Source organism: Streptomyces sp. NPDC051576, assembly GCF_040681835.1.
Lineage (GTDB): Bacteria > Actinomycetota > Actinomycetes > Streptomycetales > Streptomycetaceae > Streptomyces.
The window spans coordinates 19,020-38,583 of record NZ_JBFAZO010000020.1; the positions used below are offsets into that span (position 1 = coordinate 19,020).

The window sequence follows — 19,564 nt, forward strand, 5'->3', positions numbered from 1 at the left end:
CGTGTCCCTTCTAGAAGACGGTGGAGCGGGCGAGCGTGCCGGACAGGTCCGGGACCAGCGCCCGTACGGCGGCATTGCGGGAGTGTCTGCCGAGCGTGTGGCCGAGGCGGCGCAGGTCGGCGGAGACCGTGGCGGAGTGGATGAGACGCACGGACGGCAGGACCTCGGTGGTGATCCGGCAGGCGTGGTCGATGTCTCCCGCCGCCGCGTGGGCCAGTGCGCGCCGGACCCCGTACCGCGCCCGGGTGCGGAAGGCGTGCTCCGGGATACGGGCGGTCTCCTGGTCCAGCAGGGCGGCCGCCTGCTTCGGGCGGCCAAGGTCGTACAGGCACCAGCCGGTGAACATCGAGACCACGTCGGGCACGTGGGAGGCGCCGAGGACCGGTTCGGCGGGATCGGCGGCGTCCTGTTCGAGCAGTCGGCGCGCCCGGTCCAGGCTTCGCATGCAGGTGTCGTGGTCGCCGTCGGCGGCGGCGCCCTGGGCCAGGTGCTGGGCGGCCAAGCCGCGGATACGGGCGGGCGCGTCGCTCTCCAGGGCGTGGGTGGCCAGTTGTACGGCTTCGGCGATGTCTCCTCGGTAGAGACTGATCAGTGAGTGCCGGACCTGCGCGTAGGTGGCCAGCCCGGTGTCGGCGCCGGCCGCCGCCAGATGTACGGCGCGGTCCGTCCACCAGATCGCGGCGGTGTCGTCGCCGCACTCCTGGGCCATCCAGCCCGCGTACTCGGCGTAGCGGGAGGCGAGGAGCAGCAGCGTTCGCCGCCCGTGCGGACCGCTGCGCGCGGCCAGCTGTTCCAGGCTGTGGGTCTGGGCGATGAGCGGCGGCAGCACACTGGCGGGACCCGACGTCTGACCGAGCCGCCGGAACTGGTCGAACAGCAGCCGTGAGGCGTCCGCGAAGGTCTCGGCGCCCTCAAGGGTGAGTGTGTACGGATCACCCGTGTGCAGGGTCAGCACCGTGGTGGCGCCGGCGGTGATGAGCCCCCGGCGGCTCACGGGTTGGAAGGAACTCGAACCGTCCTTGCGCAGTTGCATCAGCCACACCTCGTCGTCGCTTCCGGGGGAGGGCAGAGACGGTTGGGAGGGCCGGACGGGCACGAGCCGGCTGAGCGCGCCGTCGGCCCGCAGCTCGGCGTCGCACATCCGCGCCAGTTCGGGCGTCGCACGCTTGATTCCCCGTTCCACCTTGCTCAGTTGGCTCTTGCTGTAGTGCACGCGCTGTCCCAGTTGTTGCAGGGATAGCCGGGCGGCGAGGCGCCTCCTGCGCAGTTCCGGCCCGAAGTCGTACGACTGATCCAGCACTTCGACCTCCGTCGTTCCTCGGCCGACAGCCGACGAGCGCCGCGATTCAGCGTGGAGCAGCCGGGCTGGGCCGAACAAGGCGAAACGGGTGTTTCCCGTTTCCTCATCCGGAGCGAAGCCGAGGTGAAGAGCCGTGTCGAGTAAGCGATTTCGGCCAGGCCCGGTCGTAACTCGGTGGCTTCTGGGCCGTGTTCGGGAGCGTCAGCGGCGGAAACGGCGAGCGGCGACGAGAAGGGCGGCCGCAGTGATCGCCGCAATCACCGCCGTCGCGTGTGCATAGGCGTCGGTGTCGCCCGTGACGGCGGCCTGGAAGCCGTGCAGAGCCCAGTAGCCCGGGGTCGACGAGGAACGCGGTCTACGACGCCCTGCACACCGCCGGTGTCGCGGAGGAGCGGATTCCGCAGGTCGAGCGGCTGTTGGCCACGTTCATGCTCGGGTTCGCCGCCTCGGAGGCCGGGGGTCGGTTCCGGGACGGTGACCCGGACGAGGACATGGCCTTCGCGGAGCAGCTCATCGTGCAGGCGATCGACAGGGCCTAGAAGCCCAAGGCGTGCGGCGGCCGTCGTCCGTTGTCAGTGGCGTTTGGTAAGAATGCAGGCGTGAGCAGCGAGAACGGGGAACGGGACGGCGGGGCCGAGGGTGCGCCGCCCGAGCAGCTTGCGCTCATCCGGGAGAGTGTGCGGCAGGCCAAGGGGCCCAAGGCCAAGCCGCGGACCTGGCGGGGGGCCGCGCTGGCCGGGGGGTTGCCCGTCGCGCGGGTGCTGGTCGACAAGGGTGTGCTGCATCTCGACCGGTACTTCGACTATGCCGTGCCTGCCGAACTCGACGCCGACGCGCAGCCGGGGGTGCGGGTGCGGGTGCGGTTCGGGGCCGGGCGGCACCGGGTGCGGGACGGACGGCGTGAGGGCGGCGGGCTGATCGACGGGTTCCTCGTCGAGCGGCTGGCCGAGTCGGACTACTCCGGGCCGCTCGCCGCGCTCGCCCAGGTCGTGTCGCCCGAGCCGGTGCTGAGCGAGGAGTTGCTCGGGCTGGCCCGGGCCGTCGCCGACCGGTACGCGGGGAGCCTCGCCGATGTGCTGCAACTGGCCGTGCCGCCGCGCAGCGCCCGCGCCGAGCAGAAGCCGTCGCCCGCGCCGCTGCCGCCGCCGGGGGCACCCGAGGCGGGGTCCTGGGCGCGGTACGAGCGGGGGGCCGGGTTCCTGGAGGCGCTGGCCTCGGGGGGCGCCCCGCGCGCGGTGTGGAACGCGCTGCCTGGGCCGGAGTGGAGCGAGGAGATCGCGCGGGCCGTCGCCGCGACGCTCGCCTCGGGACGCGGGGCGCTCGTCGTCGTACCGGACGGACGGGCCGCCGGGCGGGTCGACGCCGCGTTGACGGCGGTCCTCGGCGAGGGGCGGCACGCACTGCTCACCGCCGATGCCGGGCCCGAGAAGCGGTATCGGCAGTGGCTGGCCGTGCGGCGGGGATCCGTGCGCGCGGTGGTCGGGACCCGGGCCGCGATGTTCGCGCCGGTCCAGGACCTGGGGCTCGTCGCGATCTGGGACGACGGGGACGACAGTCACAGCGAGCAGCACGCGCCGCAGCCGCATGCCCGCGAGGTGCTGCTGCTGCGCGCGGCCCTGGACAAGTGCGGTTTCCTGCTGGGGAGTTGGAGCTGCACCGTGGAGGCCGCCCAGTTGGTCGAGAGCGGGTGGGCGCGGCCGCTCGTCGCGGCGCGCGACCAGGTGCGGGCGGCCGCTCCGCTCGTACGGACCGTGGGGGACGGGGACCTGGCGCGGGACGAGGCCGCCCGGGCGGCCCGGTTGCCGACGCTGGCCTGGCGGGCGGCGCGGGAGGGGCTCAAGCACGGACCCGTGCTGGTGCAGGTGCCCCGGCGGGGGTATGCGCCGCGGATGGCGTGCGCCCAGTGCCGGGCCGCCGCGCGGTGCCGGCACTGTGCCGGGCCGTTGGAGGGACAGGACGCGGGTGTCCTGCGGTGCGGGTGGTGCGGGGTGGAGGAAAACTCCTGGCACTGTCCCGAGTGCGGTGGGTTCCGGTTGCGGGCCCAGGTGGTGGGGGCGCGGCGGACGGCGGAGGAGCTGGGGCGGGCGTTTCCGGCTGTGCCGGTGCGGACGTCCGGGCGTGAGCAGGTGCTCGACACGGTGCCGGGGACTCCCGCGCTGGTCGTGAGCACACCGGGCGCGGAGCCGGTCGCCGACGGCGGTTATGCGGCCGCGCTGCTGCTGGACGGGTGGGCGATGCTCGGACGGCCCGATCTGCGGGCGGGGGAGGACGCGTTGCGACGCTGGATCGCGGCGAGTTCGCTGGTACGGCCGCAGGAGGCCGGGGGGACCGTCGTCGTGGTCGCCGAACCCACCCTGCGGCCGGTGCAGGCGTTGGTGCGGTGGGATCCCGTGGGGCACGCGGTGCGGGAGCTCGGCGAGCGGGCGGAGTTGGGGTTTCCGCCGGTGTCCCGGATGGCCGCGGTCACCGGGGTGCCGGAGGCGGTCGCGGAGTTCCTTGGCGCGGTCGAACTGCCTGCGGATGCCGAGGTGTTGGGGCCGGTGCCCGTTGCTTTGGCCGCAGGGCCCCGGCGGGTGGGGGGACCGCCGGTGGGGGAGCGGTGGGAGCGGGCGTTGATTCGGGTGCGGCCGGGGAGTGGGAGTGCGTTGGCGTCCGCGTTGAAGAGTGCGCAGGCCGCTCGGATGGCGAAGGGGGTGGGGGAGCCGGTGCGGGTGCGGGTGGATCCGCCGGACATCGGGTGAGGCCTCGGCCTGCGGCCTCGGGTTGTCTCCCACTCGCGCACCGCCCGTCTGCTGTCGGTCGAGAGGCTGGGGTTGTTCGCGGGTGGTGCTCGCCGTCGGCGGCCGTCGGTGGTCCGGGTATACGGCTGCCTCCCGGTTCGGTCCGGGAGGCAGAGGCGGAGGAGGGGGGTCAGCCGTTGCGCGGGCCCGGGAAAGCCGTGGGCCTGGCCTCGTCGCGGAGGGTGGGGCTGCCCGCGGTCGGCTGGGTCGGCATGGAGCGGGCCGCCGGGACCGTCGGCATGGTGGGGAGGGTCGGCAGGCCGGTGTTCACGGTGACCGGGCGGGCACTCGCCGCCTCGGTCGTGCGCTCGGCGTCGGCGGCGGCCTGGGTCGCGGCACGGCGGGCGCCGTAACGACGGTGCACCGCCTGCTTGGTGACACCGAGGGCCGAGCCCACCGCGTCCCACGAGAAACCGAGTGAGCGGTCGAAGTCCACGGCGGCCGTGACCAGGGTCTCGACACTGTCCCGCAGCTCCTGCGCGAGACGGACCGTCGGCGCGGGAGCGCGTCCGTAGACGACGAAGCCCGTGGAGGGACCGGAGCGGCGCGGGCGGTAGACGTTGCCCAACTGGGCGGTGAGCGTGCGCAGTGCGTCCACCTGCCGGCGGACCCGCTCGATGTCGCGCACCAGCAAGTGCAGGCTGGCCCGAGCCTGGGCGTCGTGGGTTGCGTGGTCGGCCATGAACAAGCCTCTCGAACCGGCGTTGAAAAGGATCGGGCCGCGCGAATGCGGCCCAGGGTGGTCAACTCTTTCTTGACCAACGCGTGCGCGCTCCGCTGGTCACGCAACGGGGGCGTAAGGGCATATGCGTACGCCCCCGGTGGACCGCTGTGCGCTGCGGGCGTCGAGGAGTTCACCGAAGTGAGCCGTCGGCGGCTCTCGCCATAGACTGGTGCGCTGCCGCCCGACCCCCGCCCGAGAGGCCCGAACCCAGCATGAAGCTCGTCTTCGCCGGTACCCCCGAGGTCGCCGTTCCCGCACTGGACGCCCTGATCGCCTCCGGGCGGCACGAGGTGGCCGCCGTCGTCACGCGGCCCGACGCGCCGGCCGGGCGTGGGCGCAGGCTGGTGGCGAGCCCCGTCGCCGAGCGGGCCGAGGAGGCGGGCATCGAGGTGCTGAAGCCCGTCAAGCCGCGCGATCCGGAGTTCCTGGAGCGGCTGCGGGAGATCGCGCCCGACTGCTGTCCCGTCGTCGCCTACGGCGCCCTGCTGCCCCGCGTCGCCCTCGACATCCCCGCCCACGGCTGGGTCAACCTGCACTTCTCGCTGCTCCCCGCCTGGCGCGGCGCCGCCCCCGTGCAGCACTCCATCATGTCCGGCGACGAGATCACCGGCGCCTCCACCTTCCTGATCGAGGAGGGACTCGACTCCGGGCCCGTCTACGGCACCGTCACCGAGGAGATCCGCCCCACCGACACCAGCGGCGATCTGCTCACCCGGCTCGCGTTCGCCGGCTCGGGCCTGCTGGCAGCGACCATGGACGGTATCGAGGACGGCACCCTGAAGGCCGTACCGCAGCCGAACGAGGGCATCACCCTCGCCCCGAAGATCAACGTCGAGGACGCCCAGGTGGAGTGGTCCGCCCCCGCCCTGCGGGTCGACCGGGTGGTGCGTGGGTGCACACCGGCACCCGGTGCCTGGACCGTCTTCCGCGGCGAGCGGCTCAAGCTGATCCAGGCCGTGCCCGTGCCCGAGCGGACCGACCTCGCGCCCGGGGAGCTGTCGGTCGGCAAGAACAACGTCTACGTGGGCACCGGTTCGTACGCCGTCGAGCTGCTGTGGGTGCAGGCGCAGGGCAAGAAGCCGATGCGGGCGGCGGACTGGGCGCGCGGGGCGCGGATCGGGGCCGGGGAGAGCCTCGGGACTTCAGGGGCGTCCGGGGCGTGACGGCCCCGCGCACGTCCGCGCCGGTGCGACGTAGGCTGGACGCACATCTCAGCCAGAAATCCGGAGCACCTTTTTCGTGAGCGAGCAGTCCCCTCGACCCCGTAAGCCCGGCAAGCCCTACCGCCGGCCGCAGAAGGACCCCGTCCGCTTCCTCGCCTTCGAGGCGCTCAGGGCCGTGGACGAGCGGGACGCGTACGCGAACCTCGTGCTGCCGCCGCTGCTGCGGAAGGCGCGAGAAAAGGGCGATTTCGATGCTCGGGACGCGGCGCTCGCCACCGAGTTGGTCTACGGGACGCTGCGCCGGCAGGGGACGTACGACGCGATCATCGCCTCGTGTGTCGACCGGCCGCTGCGTGAGGTCGATCCGCCGGTGCTGGACGTGCTGAGCCTCGGGGTGCATCAACTGCTCGGGACGCGGATCCCGAGCCACGCAGCCGTCTCCGCGTCCGTCGAACTCGCCAGGGTCGTCCTCGGCGACGGGCGGGCCAAGTTTGTCAACGCCGTGCTGCGGAAGGTCGCGCGGGACGACCTCGACACGTGGATCGAGCGGGTCGCGCCGCCTTACGACGACGATCCCGAGGACAACCTGGCCATCGTGCACTCGCATCCGCGCTGGGTCGTCTCCGCGCTGTGGGATTCGCTCGGCGGAGGCCGGGCCGGTATCGAGGACCTGCTGGAGGCCGACAACGAACGGCCCGAGGTGACCCTGGTCGCCCGGCCCGGCCGGTCCACCACCGAGGAACTCCTCCGCGAGGAGGCCGCGGTGCCCGGGCGCTGGTCGCCGTACGCCGTGCGGCTCAGCGAAGGCGGCGAGCCCGGGGCCGTGGCGGCCGTGAAGGAGGGCCGGGCCGGGGTGCAGGACGAGGGCAGCCAACTCGTCGCGCTCGCCCTCGCGAACGCGCCCCTCGACGGCCCGGACGAGAAGTGGCTCGACGGGTGTGCGGGCCCCGGCGGCAAGGCCGCGCTGCTCGCCGCCGTGGCCGCCGAGCGCGGGGCGATGCTCCTCGCCGCCGAGAAGCAGCCGCACCGCGCGGGCCTGGTCGCGAAGGCGCTCGCCGGGAACCCCGGGCCCTACCAGGTCATCGCCGCCGACGGGACCCGGCCGCCGTGGCGGCCCGGCACCTTCGACCGCGTCCTGATGGACGTGCCGTGCACCGGACTCGGCGCCCTGCGCCGCCGCCCCGAGGCCCGCTGGCGGCGCCGCCCGGAGGACCTCGAAGGGTTCGCTCCCCTCCAGCGCGACCTGCTGCGCACCGCGCTCGACTCCGTGCGCGTCGGCGGTGTCGTCGGCTACGCGACCTGCTCACCGCACCTCGCCGAGACCCGGGCCGTCGTCGAGGACGTGCTCAAGCAGTACCCGCACACCGAACTGATCGATGCCCGGCAGCTATTGCGAGATGTTCCGGCGCTGGGCGAGGGGCCTGACGTACAGCTCTGGCCGCATCTGCATGGGACCGATGCGATGTACCTGGCGCTCATTCGCCGGACCGGGTGAGCGGTGGCCTGCGGCGGTCGGACTGGCGGTGACTGGTCGGTCGGGTTGTACACGACGGGGTCCTGCGGGGGTCGGCGGCCGGGGATGGCTGATGACCACCGGAGTTGTACTTCGATGACGGACTGCTGAGCGCCGGGGCGATGCGGGGGTTCGGGCGCTGCTGATGGTTGGGGTGGCGTAGCGCTTCGCGGACTGCCGACTGCCAGGTGGCGCGAGGTTTCGGGGGTGGCCGATTGGCGGGGCGACGCAGCGCTTCGCGGGCCGTTGACCGCCGGGTGGCCGGGTGGCCGGGTGGCCGGGTGGCCGGGTGGCCGGGTGGCCGGGTGGCCGGGTGGCCGGGTGGTGCGGGGTTTCGGGTGCTGCCGATCGCCGAGGCGGCGAAGCGCTCCGCGGACCGCCGCTGTGGTGTAACCGCCTGCCGCCTGCCGCCTGCCGCCTGCCGCCTGCCGCCTGCCGCCTGCCGCCTGCCGCCTGCCGCCTGCCGGCCGCGAGGCCGTTCTTGTTGCCGTACCCCCGCGGACTTCGTGGACCGTCTCCGGCCGGGCAGCCACTCTCTTCGCCCCCCGCGGACGCGGCCCCTCACGCCACCCGCCGGAGCGCCTCCCGCGTCAGGTCGGCCAGCCTCGGGTAGCCGTCGACGGCCATGATCAGGTCGGCTTCCGCGAGGAGGGAGCGGAGGACGTGGATGATGCCGTCCGTGCCGCCGAGGGCGAGGCCGTAGGCGTACGGGCGGCCGATGCCTACGGCGGTGGCGCCCAGGGCGAGGGCCTTGATGATGTCGGCGCCGCTGCGGATGCCGGAGTCGAAGAGGACCGGGAGGCCGTCCGCGGCCTCGACCACCGCGGGGAGCGCGTCGAGGGCGGGGAGGCCGCCGTTGGCCTGGCGGCCGCCGTGGTTGGAGCAGTAGACGCCGTCCACGCCGCCGTCCTTGGCCCGGCGTACGTCCTCGGGGTGGCAGATGCCCTTGACGATCAGGGGCAGGTCGGTGAGGGAGCGCAGCCAGGGGAGGTCGTCCCAGGTGAGGGGGTTGCCGAAGAGCTGGGTCCAGAGGAGGACCGCGGACTGGGGGTCCTCCTCCGGGGTGCGGGCGAGAAGGGCGCGGAAGACCGGGTCGCTGGTGTAGTTGGCGAGGCAATGGCCGCGTAGCTGGGGGAAGTTGGCGGTGGACAGGTCGCGGGGGCGCCAGCCGGTGATCCAGGTGTCCAGGGTGACCACGATCGCCTTGTAACCGGCCTGTTCGGCGCGGTGGACGAGGCTCGCGGCGAGGTCGCGGTCGGTGGGGGTGTAGAGCTGGAAGAGGCCCGGGGTGTCCCCGAATTCGGTGGCGACGTCCTCAAGAGGGTCGACTGTGAGCGTGGAGGCGACCATCGGTACGCCGGTGCGCGCGGCGGCCCGTGCGGTGTCCAGGTCGCCGTGTCCGTCCTGGGCGCACAGGCCGATGACGCCGACCGGTGCCATGAACACGGGGGAGGGCAGCCGCAGCCCGAACAGGTCGACGGACAGGTCGCGTTGTGCCGCGCCGACGAACATCCGGGGGACCAGTCCCCAGTGGTCGAAGGCGGCCACGTTGGCCCGCTGGGTGCGTTCGTCGCCCGCGCCGCCCGCGACGTACGACCACACGGAGGGCGGCAGCGCCGAGCGCGCCCTGTCCTCCAGTTCCGCGAAGCCCATCGGGAAGGACGGCACGATGCCGCCGAGCCCGTTCAGGTAGATCTCGTTCTGGTAGGAGCCGAACGGCTGTCCCATGGCCTCTCCCTCTCCACGCCGGTACCCGGTCACAGTGCGATACTCGCCGCCGGAGACCGCTGAAGTGCAGGATTCTCACATCGGAGCCGGGTGTCGTGCAGGATCGCGTCGGAATGCTGAGCGAGGACGAACTGGCACTCATCAACGCCCTGCAGCTCAGACCGCGTGCCTCGTGGACGGAACTGGGCAGCGCCCTCGGCGTCGACCCGGTCACCGTGGCGCGACGCTGGAACCGGCTGGCGGAGCGCGGCGAGGCCTGGGTCAGCTACTCACCGGGGCCGCGTCTGCTGGACCGGGTGTGCATCGCCTTCGTCGAGATCGACTGCGGCGCGGGGGCGGCGGGCCCGGTCACCCGTGCCCTCACCGGCCACCCCCACATGCTCACCGTCGAACGGGCGGCCGGTACGTACGACCTTCTCGCCACCGTGGCCACCGCCGATCTCGCCGCGATGTCCCGCTACACGCTCGACGTGCTCCCCGCGGTCGCCGGGGTGCGGGCCGTCCGTGCCCGGATCGTCACCCATATGTTCACCGAGGGCGGTCAGTGGCGGATCGCCGCGCTCGCGCCCGTACAGCGCGCTCGGCTGACCACCCCGCCCGACACCCCGGCCGCCGACGACCGGGCCCGGGCCACCACCCCGTTCGACCGGGCCCTGCTGGCCCCCTTGGCCTACGACGGCCGGGCCTCGCACCAGCGGCTGGCGACCGCGCTCGGCGTCAGCTCCACCACCGTCAAGCGGCGCCTGGACCAACTGACCCGGCTCGGCCTGCTCCGCTTCCGCTGCGACTTCGCCCGCCCGCTCGGCGGCTGGCCGGTCGCCGTCACCTTCTGGGCCAGGGTGCCGCCCGCCGACCTGCCCGAGCTGGGCCACGCCCTGATCCGGCTCCCGGAGACCCGCAACTGCGCCGCCGTCAGCGGTACGCACAACCTCGTCCTCCAGGCCAGCCTGCACTCCGTCGCCGACGTCCTGCGCTTCGAGACCCAACTCACCGCGTCCCACCCGGGGTTGGACATCACCGAGCGGGTGATCACGCTACGGCACGAGAAACTGCTGGGCCATGTCCTCGACCCGGAGGGCCGTTCCGTGGAGGTCGTACCGCCCGACATCTGGGCCGACGTCGGCACCTGACCGCCGGCCGCTCAGCCGACATGAGAGTCCGCCGCGGGCTTCGCCGCCGGCCCGCCCGCTTCCCCGTCCTCCCGCGTCGGCCGATGCGGCAACGGTGCCACCAGTGCCCGGATCAGCCCACCCGCGCATCCGATTCCGCGCCGCGACGCTGTCCGGCAGCACGCCCTCGGTGGACGCGGCGGTCCGCTTCACCTCGTCGGCCCGCGTCCGGTTCGACACGATCAGCTGCGGGTCGCCGCCGCCCGCCGGGAAGCACCCCACCGTGCGGAGGACCGTATCCATGACGGACCGATGCCGCTAACCCCCGCAGGACATGGCAGGCTTGGGGCATGGCCGTGCAGATCAACCCCAGCATCCTGTCCGCCGACTTCGCCCGCCTGGCCGAGGAGGCGAAGGCGGTGGAAGGAGCCGACTGGCTCCACGTCGACGTCATGGACAACCATTTCGTCCCGAACCTCACGCTCGGTGTGCCGGTCGTAGAGTCACTGGCGCGTGCGACGGACACCCCGCTGGACTGCCATCTGATGATCGAGGACGCCGATCGCTGGGCGCCCCAGTACGTAGAGGCGGGTGCCTCTTCCGTCACCTTCCACGTCGAGGCGGCCGGCGCACCGGTGCGGCTCGCGCGGGAGATCCGGGCCAAGGGCGCCCGCGCCTCCATGGCGCTCAAGCCCGCGACGCCCATCGAGCCGTACGAGGACCTGCTCCCCGAACTCGACATGCTGCTGATCATGACGGTGGAGCCGGGCTTCGGCGGGCAGTCGTTCCTCGACCTCATGCTCCCGAAGATCCGTCGCACCCGCGAGCTGATCAGGAAGCACGGACTGGAGCTGTGGCTGCAGGTCGACGGCGGAGTCTCGGCCTCGACGATCGAGCGCTGCGCGGAGGCCGGCGCGGATGTTTTCGTCGCCGGTTCGGCGGTCTACGGGGCATCCGACCCGGCCGCGGCGGTACGTGCATTGCGCACACAGGCCGAAGGGGTCGTGAGCAAGGCATCCTGGACGTGCGACCACTGAGCGTCAGGTATGTGAACGGCGGCCATCGAGGCTGATCAAGTGCGCCGGATCTGCAAGGATGAACGGCGAATCCAGAGTGTGAACAGCAGTGAGGAGATCGCCGTGTCGGGTATGTCGGCGGGCCGGTCAGCCATGCGGATGGGACCCGCTGAGCTGGTGCAGGCGGCGGCCATGGCCCGCCGCTTCTACCTCGAGGGCAAGTCCAAGATCCAGATCGCGGAGGAGTTCGGCGTCAGCCGCTTCAAGGTGGCCCGGGTCCTGGAGACCGCTCTCGAACGGGATCTCGTACGGATCGAGATCCGAGTACCGGCCGAGCTGGACGCGGAGCGCTCGGACGCGCTGCGTGCCCGGTACGGCCTGAGGCACGCCGTCGTGGTCGAGTCCCCGGCGGAGGTCAGCGAGGAGTCGCCCGACCCCGAGAACCTCGGGGAGGTCGCGGCCGACCTGCTCGGCGAGCTGGTCAACGAGGGCGATGTGCTCGGCCTCGCGTGGGGCCGGTCCACCATCCACATGGCGGCCGCCCTCGACCGGCTGCCGCCCTGCACGGTGGTCCAGTTGACGGGTGTCTACGACGCCGGGACGGCCGAGCGCGGCTCGGTCGAGGCGGTACGGCGGGCCGCGCAGGTGTCGGGCGGCGACGCCCACCCCATCTACGCGCCGATGCTGCTGCCGGACGCGGCCACCGCGCAGGCGCTGCGCCACCAGACCGGGATCGCCCGGGCCTTCGAGTACTTCGACAAGGTCACGGTCGCCTGTGTCTCCATCGGCTCCTGGGAGCCGGGCATCTCGACGGTGTACGACATGCTCAGCGACGAGGAGCGGGCACACTACTCGTCCCTCGGTGTCGCCGCCGAGACGTCCGCGCACCTCTTCGACGCCGAGGGCCGCCGGGTCGGCCGGGACCTGGGCGAGCGGTGCATCACCGTCAAGGCGGACCAGTTGCGCCGTATCCCCGAGGTCGTCGCGATCGCCGGCGGGCAGCGGAAGGCGGCGGCGATCGACGCGGTGCTGCGGTCCGGGCTGGTCACCAGCCTGGTGACGGACACCGCGGCGGCGGACTATCTGATGACGGCCGGGACCTCGCCGAAGTCGGCGCTGAGCCGGACGGACCCCGACGGCATCTGACGCGCCCTGACAGCGGGTCGTGCGGGGGCGGCCGTGGCAGCATCGGGCGCATGCTGCTGCGGTTCGTCTCCCGGGTGCTGCTCGTCTGTCTGGCCGTCCTGCTGCCCGTCGGCTGTTCGGCCACGGACACCGCTGGCGGCGCCTCCACCGCCACCGTCAAGGAGTCCCAACTCCCGGCGGAGGCACGGCAGACCATCGCCCTCATCGACCGGGGCGGCCCCTTCCCGTACGCCAAGGACGGGGTCGTGTTCGGGAACTACGAGAAGCTGCTGCCGGAGCAGAAGCGTGGCTACTACCACGAATACACCGTCACCACGCCGGGCTCGCGCGATCGCGGAGCCCGGCGCATTGTCACCGGGCAGGGCGGCGAGATCTACTACACCGATGATCACTACAAGTCGTTCAGGACGGTACTGAGATGACGCGGCTCGCGGTCACGCTGGACCTCGACGGGGTCACGGACAAGGCCGGCCTGATGGACCGCTGCGCCGAGGCGCTCGGTCTGCCCGGCTGGTTCGGCCGCAACTGGGACGCGCTCGCCGACAGCCTCGGCGACCACACCGTGTGGCCCGAAGGGGCCGTGGAACAGGGGCTGTTGGTCGTCGTACGGAACTGGCGGCCGTACGCGAAGGCGCGGCCGGACGAGTGGGGGACCGCCGTCGACGTCTTCGGTGACGCGGTCGACCGCACACCGGCGCTCTCCGTGATGCTCGCGCTGGGCGGAGCCGAAGGAACCGGTCGCTAGGCCGATTGTCGGAGGCGGCTGGCAGAGTGGTCGGCATGGAGCAACAGGAGCAGCGCACGTCCGTCCGTCTCGTGGTCGTGGACCCGGACCTCGACGCGCAGTGCGACCGGGTGGAGGAACACTTGCTGGCGCCCCTGGCCGAGTCCGTCGGCGCGGCCGGTGGACATGCCCTTTTCGCGGACGGGCTCGCGGCCTTCCGGCGGGTCCGGGAGACCCTCGCCGACGCGGTGGCGCGGGGCCCCAAGGTGTGGACACCAAACGGCCGTTGGGAGCACGAGGGCCTACGCATCGTCGAACTGCCCACCGAGGACACGGACTTGCTGTACGCACTGCTGCGCGAGCTGTCCGGCCTCCTGGTGGCACCGCCGGACCTGCCCGACCCCTCGGGCGTCGTGGCCGCGGTCCGCGGCACCGTCCTGACGCCCGAGAAGACCGCCGTGGGCCTGGTCGGCGCGCTGGCGCGGGTGCTGTCCCTGGTGGACCTCACACCCGACGCCGACACGGCGACCCTCTTCGCGGCGATCGAGGGGGGCGGCGGCGAGGACGTGCGACTCACCTACGGTCAGGACGAGGCGTGGCAGCGCCTCGCCCATCGGCTCACCATGCTGCTGACCGAGTCGGCTCCGTTGCACCGGTTCCTGTACTGATCCCGCGCTTCAGTGCCGGGCTATCTGCCGAAGGCGAAGGTGGCGCTGTCGTTGGACGGGTCCGGGTCGTGGAGGCGAAGACCGGCCGGGCCGGGGCGTACGGTCACCGTGCCCTTGGCGCCGTCGTAGCCCTTGGTCGTCTTCCCCCGCAGCACGAACGACTGGCTTCTGCCCGCCACGATTCTGAACGGCACGAAGCACACGTAGTGCCGGTGACCCGCCTGGAAGGCCGCTGTGCTGGTGGGACCGGCCCAGAGGCGGCATTCACCGTGGAAACCGTCCTCCGACTCGGCGAAGACGTTGCCGGTCGCGACCGTGCCCTTGGGCAGGACGACGTCGACCACGGCGGCGGCCTTGGCGCCGACGTTGTACACGGAGGCCGGGCCGTGGTCCACGGCTTCGATGTCCAGGGTCCATTCGCCCGTCCCGGAGACGGGTTTCGCCTTCGCCGCCAGGTCGGCGGAGTTGTCGGCCGTGACGGTGAACCGGCCCTCGGAACCGCCCTCGGGCCCGCCGGACGCCGGGACCAGGGTGAGTGCCGGACCGGTGCCCCGCTCGGCGCCGCCGTCCGCGTCTTCGCCCGGCTCCAAAGGGGCGGCCGAGTAGGTGGTCACGTCGTGCAGGACGTGCGTGCCGACCGTGGCCGTCAGGGGGCTGCTCAGCTCCATGGTGGCGCCGGCGGCCACGGGGGTCGTGACGACGCAGTCGACGGAGGTCTGGCCGCTGGGTTCGCCGCCCACGCCGGGCCCGTCGCCCTCGCCGTAGACGCAGTTGGAGAACTTGTGGTCGAAGCCCAGGCCGCCCACCGACGCCCAGCGCAGCATGAGGGGCCCGTCGGTGGCCAGGTCGCCGATGTTGCCGATCCGGAGCGGAACCTCGATCCGGGAGCCGACCTTGGCGTGTGTCACGTCCGGGAGCTTGCCGACGATCAGGTTCGGGAGGCCGGCGATCACCTTCGTCCTGGCCGTGGCGCCCTTGGCGTGCCCGGCGCTGACGGTGTACGTGAGCGTGCCGTCGGCCCCGGGGGCGGCACCCGCGTCCGCGCGCACGGAGAACTCGACCGACCCGCCTCGCAAGGCGGCCTTGGAGACACAGGTGAAGACCCGCCCGGCGGCCTCGCAGCGAGGATCGTCGACAGTCACGTCCGCGACACCGGCCAGGTCCCGGGCGTCGATGACGAGCGTCTCGTCCGTCTGCGGGGGATCGTTCGGCTCGATGCCGAGGAGGTTCCAGTTCGCGTCGACCCGCTTTTCCACCGACCCCACGTTGAGGTGTTCCACGGTGCTGAACGACACGTACGGCCGAGGGGACGGTTGGGACGTGTCGGCAACCGTGGCGGCCGAACCCGACGCCATGGCGAGCAGCGCGGCAGCCGACACCGCCCCGGACACCGTGCGACGGAAAGCCATGCAGGTTCGATGCGTGAGCCGTCCCGAAGGTTGCCCGCGGGTGGAGCCCAGGTGCTCCTGGAGGTTCCTCCAGGGAGGTCGCCGACCTGCCTGGACGATGATCCGAGGCATGGCATTACGCCCGACATGGGACAATGAAGTACGTGCTCTTCCCCCTGGCTGACCTGTCCGGGGACCACCTCTGATCGACTGGGATGTGCAGCACGTGCGTTTCCTCAACGACATCCAGCCCCCGTACGACCTGACGTACGACGACGTCTTCATGGTGCCGCGGCACAGCGCGGTCGGTTCGCGTCAGGGTGTGGACCTCAGCTCCCCGGACGGCACGGGCACCACGATCCCGCTGGTCGTCGCCAACATGACCGCCATCGCGGGCCGGCGCATGGCCGAGACCGTGGCCCGGCGCGGCGGGCTCGTGGTCATTCCGCAGGACATCCCGATCGAGGTCGTCACCGAGGTCGTCTCCTGGGTGAAGAGCCGCCACCTCGTCCTGGACACCCCGATCCGGCTGGCCCCGCACCAGACCGTCGCCGACGCGCTGGCCCTGCTGCCCAAGCGCGCGCACAACGCCGGTGTCGTGGTGGACGAGCACCAGCGCCCGGTCGGGGTCGTCACCGACGCCGACCTCAACGGTGTGGACCGCTTCACCCAGCTCGCCGAGGTGATGTCCCGGGACCTGCTGCTGCTCGACGCGGACATCGACCCGCGCGAGGCGTTCAACAGGCTGGACGGCGCCAACCGCCGCTACGCGCCCGCCGTCGACAAGGACGGCAAGCTCGCCGGCATCCTCACCCGCAGGGGCGCCCTGCGCGCCACGCTGTACTCACCGGCCGTCGACGAGCGGGGCAGGCTGCGTATCGCCGCCGCGGTCGGCATCAACGGCGATGTCGCCGGCAAGGCCAAGCAGTTGCTGGACGCGGGCGTCGACACGCTTGTCATCGACACCGCGCACGGCCACCAGGAGTCGATGATCGCCGCGATCCGTACTGTCCGCGCGCTCGATCCGCGGGTCCCGATCGCGGCCGGCAACATCGTCGCCGCCGAGGGCGTCAAGGACCTCATCGAGGCGGGCGCCGACATCATCAAGGTCGGCGTCGGCCCCGGCGCGATGTGCACCACCCGCATGATGACCGGCGTCGGCCGGCCGCAGTTCTCGGCGGTCATGGAGTGCGCCGCCGAGGCCAAGAAGTACGGCAAGCACGTCTGGGCCGACGGCGGTGTCCGCCACCCGCGCGATGTCGCCATGGCGCTCGCGGCGGGCGCGTCGAACGTGATGATCGGCTCGTGGTTCGCGGGCACGTACGAGTCCCCGGGCGACCTCCAGCAGGACGCGGGCGGCCGCCTCTACAAGGAGTCGTTCGGCATGGCGTCCGCACGCGCGGTCCGCAACCGCACGTCGGACGAGTCGGCCTACGACCGCGCCCGCAAGGCACTCTTCGAGGAGGGCATCTCCACCTCCCGCATGTTCCTCGACCCCGCCCGCCCGGGAGTCGAGGACCTCATCGACTCGATCATCGCGGGCGTCCGCTCCTCCTGCACCTACGCCGGCGCCAACTCCCTCGAGGAGTTCGCCGAACGGGCGATCGTCGGCATCCAGAGCGCGGCGGGCTACGCGGAGGGCAAGCCCCTGCACGCGAGCTGGAGTTGAGCAAGTTCCTTGCCTACGGCCCCTGTTGACCCGGTGGACGGGATATTCGGGGGCCGTCCGCGTGCCTCGGCGGCTACCGTCGCTCCATGGAGATCACCGTGTGCCGGGCCGCCGACGTGGCGCTGCTCGACGAGTTCATGGGCTCGTCGGCGGCCGTCTCCTCCCATGCCCGGCGCTTCGCCCGGCAGGCGGCCGGTGCGGGCACATATCTCGTCGCCTGGCTGGACGGGAGGCCCGTCGGGCACGCCGAGGTGCGGTGGGACGGCTGTGCGGACCCGGGGGTGCGGGCCGCGCTCCCCGGCTGTCCGGAGCTCAACGGCCTCGCCGTATGGCCCCCGGAACTGCGCTCGCGCGGCATCGGTGGCGCGCTCGTCCGGCGGGCCGAGGAACTGGTCCGGAAGCGTGGCCGTACGGTCCTCGGTCTGGGTGTCGCGGCCGACAACCCTAGGGCCGCCGGTCTCTACGCTCGGCTCGGCTACCGGCCCCTGACGGAGTACGTCGACCGCTGGTCGTACGAGGACCGCGAAGGGGTGACCCATGAGCACGCCGACCCCTGCACCTTCCTCACCAAATCCCTGCCGTCAGGCCCTCTTGACGTCAAGCAGTCCTGACGCGACGCTGAGGGCATGACCACACCGCAGAGCATCGAACCGGAGCACACCCTCCTCACCGCTGTCGCCCGCCTCGACCATCTGCGCACCCGTGAGTCCCTCGCCGGCTTCGGCAGCGACGCCGAGGCCCTCGACCGGGCCGAGACGCTGGAGCTGCTCGCGCTCAGCGAGGTCGTCGCCCGCAAGGCCGCCTACGGCCGTCAGCTCACCGTCCGCGCGGCCCGCGAGGCCGGTGCCTCCTGGACGCAGATCGGGGCCGCGCTCGGCATGAGCAAGCAGGCCGCGTGGGAGGCGCACACCCGCTGGATCGACGCGCAGGCGGACGCCTTCGGGCAGCCCGGGCGGATGGGCTTCGACGAGGGGGACGTGGCCCAGGCGCGGGCGCTGGCGGGCGAGCCGGACGAGGGCTGAACCCGCTCGTGTTCTACTTCGTACACGGCCACCGCCGCACCACCCGCACCGCCCGAGAAGTGATCGATCCACCGTGCTGAACGAACTCGACGAACGCATCGTGCACGCCCTCGCCGAGGACGCCCGCCGCTCCTTCGCGGACATCGGGCACCTGGTCGGCCTCTCCGCGCCCGCCGTGAAGCGACGCGTGGACCGGCTGCGGGCCACCGGCGCCATCACCGGATTCACCGTCCGCGTGGACCCCTCGGCACTCGGCTGGGAGACCGAGGGGTTCGTCGAGATCTACTGCCGGCACAACACCTCCCCGGACACCATCCGACGGGGCCTGGAGCGCTACCAGGAGGTCGTCGCCGCGTCCACCGTCACCGGCGAGGCGGACGCGGTCGTCCAGGTCTTCGCCGCCGACATGCGCCACTTCGAGCGGGTGCTGGAGCGGATCGCGGGGGAGCCGTTCGTCGAGCGGACGAAGTCGGTGCTGGTGCTCTCCCCGCTGCTGCGCCGCTTCTCTTCCGGCTCGCCCACGTAGGGCGACCGCCAGCAGGGGCGGGAGGGTTCCGGTTCTGGAGGTACAAATCGATCTGATCCTCGACTGCACCGATGCCCCACTCGGCGCCGCGTTCTGGGCTGCACTTCGACATCTGGGCCCCCGAGCGCCGAGTTCGACGGACCCCACGTGGTGATGGCCGACCCGGAGGGCAACGAGTTCTGCGTGGCGGCCGGTTGAGGCCCCGGGCTCACTCCGCCGTCTTGCGGGCCAGCGCGTTGTTGCCTATCGAGTTGTGCACGCTGAAGCTCACCGCGTCCGAGCGGTAGCGGTCGTCCGACCACTCGACGGGCCGTCCCTCGCGGGTCGTTGTGACCCGGCGGACCCTGAGCAGGGGGCTCGTGCGGCGGATGCCCAGCAGCTCCGCGTCCTGCGCGCCCGCCGCCACCGCGTCGATGACATGCTCGCCGTAGGCGAAGACCAACCCCGTGTCGTCGTACAGGCGTTGGGTCACGGACGGGCAGTCCGGCTCGATCGCCTCGACGGCGGGGGAGATCCAGTCGGCGTAGACGGTGCGCTCCAGCAAGACCGGTTCGCCGTCCAGGCCGCGCACCCGCAGGACGTGCAACACCGGGGTCTTCTCAGCGAGTTGGAGGCGTACGGCGTCCTCGGCCGTGGCCGGCCGGTACTCCTGCTCGACCACGTGCCCGGTCGCCTCGCGCTCCATCGCGCGCGCCCACTCGGCGAAGCTGCGCAGCTCCGCGAAGCTCTGGCTGCGCCGGCTGGCCAGCACCATCCGGCGGGCGCCCTGACGTGAGCCGATCAGCCCCTCGGCGGTGAGGGCAGCCACGGCCTGGCGGACCGTGCCGCGCGAGACGCCGTACTGCGCCGCGAGCTCCGTCTCCGCGGGCAGCCGGCTCCCGACTGTGTACTCCTCGCGGTCGATGGCTTTCCGCAGCTCGTCGGCGATCTCCTCGTGTCGCGCCGTCATGCTTCCCCTCTGAGTCGGCCACTGTGCACAGCGTGAGCAGCGTAGTCGAGTTCCCTTGGTGATCCGTGTCAGTCAGGAGTGTGCAGGGAATAAGGGGTCGCGGTTTCGCCAATGTTTACGAACAAGACACCATCGCCGG

At 72.3% G+C, this 19,564-nt stretch carries 19 protein-coding genes; 14 read left to right on the forward strand and 5 right to left on the reverse strand.

The features are described 5' to 3' along the window. Positions 1-10: 10 nt before the first annotated feature. Positions 11-1,300, reverse strand: coding sequence for a helix-turn-helix transcriptional regulator (locus tag AB0M63_RS43285; RefSeq protein ID WP_366023256.1), 1,290 nt, complete (start codon positions 1,298-1,300; stop codon positions 11-13). Positions 1,301-1,716: 416 nt separating this feature from the next. Here AB0M63_RS43285 and AB0M63_RS43290 point away from each other — a divergent pair, with 416 nt between their 5' ends. After that, positions 1,717-1,839: a hypothetical protein gene (locus AB0M63_RS43290; protein ID WP_366023257.1), complete on the forward strand. Its 123-nt coding sequence runs from the start codon at positions 1,717-1,719 to the stop codon at positions 1,837-1,839. A gap of 60 nt (positions 1,840-1,899) precedes the next feature. Continuing rightward, positions 1,900-4,041 carry a primosomal protein N' gene (locus AB0M63_RS43295; protein ID WP_366023258.1) on the forward strand — a complete coding sequence of 714 codons (2,142 nt, stop codon included), beginning with the start codon at positions 1,900-1,902 and terminating at the stop codon, positions 4,039-4,041. Between the two features lie 169 nt (positions 4,042-4,210). Here AB0M63_RS43295 and AB0M63_RS43300 read toward each other — a convergent pair whose 3' ends face one another. Continuing rightward, complete coding sequence (locus AB0M63_RS43300; protein ID WP_355918640.1) at positions 4,211-4,762, reverse strand: hypothetical protein; 552 nt, start codon at positions 4,760-4,762, stop codon at positions 4,211-4,213. Positions 4,763-5,016: 254 nt separating this feature from the next. Here AB0M63_RS43300 and fmt point away from each other — a divergent pair, with 254 nt between their 5' ends. After that, positions 5,017-5,967 carry a methionyl-tRNA formyltransferase gene (fmt, locus tag AB0M63_RS43305; protein WP_366023259.1) on the forward strand — a complete coding sequence of 317 codons (951 nt, stop codon included), beginning with the start codon at positions 5,017-5,019 and terminating at the stop codon, positions 5,965-5,967. 76 nt (positions 5,968-6,043) lie between these two features. Continuing rightward, positions 6,044-7,462 carry a transcription antitermination factor NusB gene (locus AB0M63_RS43310; RefSeq protein WP_366023260.1) on the forward strand — a complete coding sequence of 473 codons (1,419 nt, stop codon included), beginning with the start codon at positions 6,044-6,046 and terminating at the stop codon, positions 7,460-7,462. 579 nt (positions 7,463-8,041) lie between these two features. Here AB0M63_RS43310 and AB0M63_RS43315 read toward each other — a convergent pair. Continuing rightward, positions 8,042-9,208: a lactate 2-monooxygenase gene (locus AB0M63_RS43315; protein WP_366023261.1), complete on the reverse strand. Its 1,167-nt coding sequence runs from the start codon at positions 9,206-9,208 to the stop codon at positions 8,042-8,044. A gap of 95 nt (positions 9,209-9,303) precedes the next feature. Between AB0M63_RS43315 and AB0M63_RS43320 the strand changes: the two genes are divergently transcribed. The 6 genes from AB0M63_RS43320 to AB0M63_RS43345 all read left to right on the forward strand — a co-directional run bounded on the left by AB0M63_RS43320 (position 9,304) and on the right by AB0M63_RS43345 (position 13,871). Then, positions 9,304-10,338, forward strand: a complete 1,035-nt coding sequence (locus AB0M63_RS43320) for an Lrp/AsnC family transcriptional regulator (protein WP_366023262.1) — start codon at positions 9,304-9,306, stop codon at positions 10,336-10,338. Positions 10,339-10,667: 329 nt separating this feature from the next. Continuing rightward, positions 10,668-11,354: a ribulose-phosphate 3-epimerase gene (gene rpe / locus AB0M63_RS43325; RefSeq protein ID WP_355918624.1), complete on the forward strand. Its 687-nt coding sequence runs from the start codon at positions 10,668-10,670 to the stop codon at positions 11,352-11,354. Between the two features lie 78 nt (positions 11,355-11,432). Next, positions 11,433-12,479, forward strand: coding sequence for a sugar-binding domain-containing protein (locus AB0M63_RS43330; protein ID WP_355918621.1), 1,047 nt, complete (start codon positions 11,433-11,435; stop codon positions 12,477-12,479). A 50-nt stretch (positions 12,480-12,529) separates the two neighbouring features. Then, complete coding sequence (locus AB0M63_RS43335; protein WP_355918618.1) at positions 12,530-12,901, forward strand: ribonuclease domain-containing protein; 372 nt, start codon at positions 12,530-12,532, stop codon at positions 12,899-12,901. After that, complete coding sequence (locus AB0M63_RS43340) at positions 12,898-13,224, forward strand: barstar family protein (RefSeq protein WP_355918615.1); 327 nt, start codon at positions 12,898-12,900, stop codon at positions 13,222-13,224. Before AB0M63_RS43335 ends, AB0M63_RS43340 begins: the two co-directional genes overlap by 4 nt. A gap of 35 nt (positions 13,225-13,259) precedes the next feature. Beyond that, positions 13,260-13,871: a hypothetical protein gene (locus AB0M63_RS43345; RefSeq protein ID WP_366023263.1), complete on the forward strand. Its 612-nt coding sequence runs from the start codon at positions 13,260-13,262 to the stop codon at positions 13,869-13,871. A gap of 20 nt (positions 13,872-13,891) precedes the next feature. On the opposite strand, the gene AB0M63_RS43350 is transcribed toward AB0M63_RS43345, so the two are convergent. Beyond that, entirely contained in the window at positions 13,892-15,280 is a 1,389-nt protein-coding gene (locus AB0M63_RS43350) for a hypothetical protein (RefSeq protein ID WP_366023264.1), read from the reverse strand. Between the two features lie 205 nt (positions 15,281-15,485). Here AB0M63_RS43350 and AB0M63_RS43355 point away from each other — a divergent pair, with 205 nt between their 5' ends. From AB0M63_RS43355 to AB0M63_RS43370, 4 genes are all read left to right on the forward strand, one after another. Then, the gene (locus AB0M63_RS43355) at positions 15,486-16,928 is read left to right on the forward strand and encodes a GuaB1 family IMP dehydrogenase-related protein (protein ID WP_355918692.1); all 1,443 of its coding nucleotides are present in this window, start codon (positions 15,486-15,488) and stop codon (positions 16,926-16,928) included. An 86-nt stretch (positions 16,929-17,014) separates the two neighbouring features. Then, entirely contained in the window at positions 17,015-17,539 is a 525-nt protein-coding gene (locus AB0M63_RS43360) for a GNAT family N-acetyltransferase (RefSeq protein ID WP_366023265.1), read from the forward strand. A 15-nt stretch (positions 17,540-17,554) separates the two neighbouring features. Further along, on the forward strand, positions 17,555-17,950 hold the full coding sequence (locus AB0M63_RS43365) for a hypothetical protein (RefSeq protein ID WP_366023266.1): 396 nt from the start codon (positions 17,555-17,557) through the stop codon (positions 17,948-17,950). A 73-nt stretch (positions 17,951-18,023) separates the two neighbouring features. After that, positions 18,024-18,476 carry an Lrp/AsnC family transcriptional regulator gene (locus AB0M63_RS43370; protein ID WP_355918601.1) on the forward strand — a complete coding sequence of 151 codons (453 nt, stop codon included), beginning with the start codon at positions 18,024-18,026 and terminating at the stop codon, positions 18,474-18,476. 208 nt (positions 18,477-18,684) lie between these two features. Here AB0M63_RS43370 and AB0M63_RS43375 read toward each other — a convergent pair whose 3' ends face one another. Beyond that, entirely contained in the window at positions 18,685-19,425 is a 741-nt protein-coding gene (locus AB0M63_RS43375; RefSeq protein WP_366023267.1) for a GntR family transcriptional regulator, read from the reverse strand. Between the last annotated feature and the right edge of the window lie 139 nt (positions 19,426-19,564).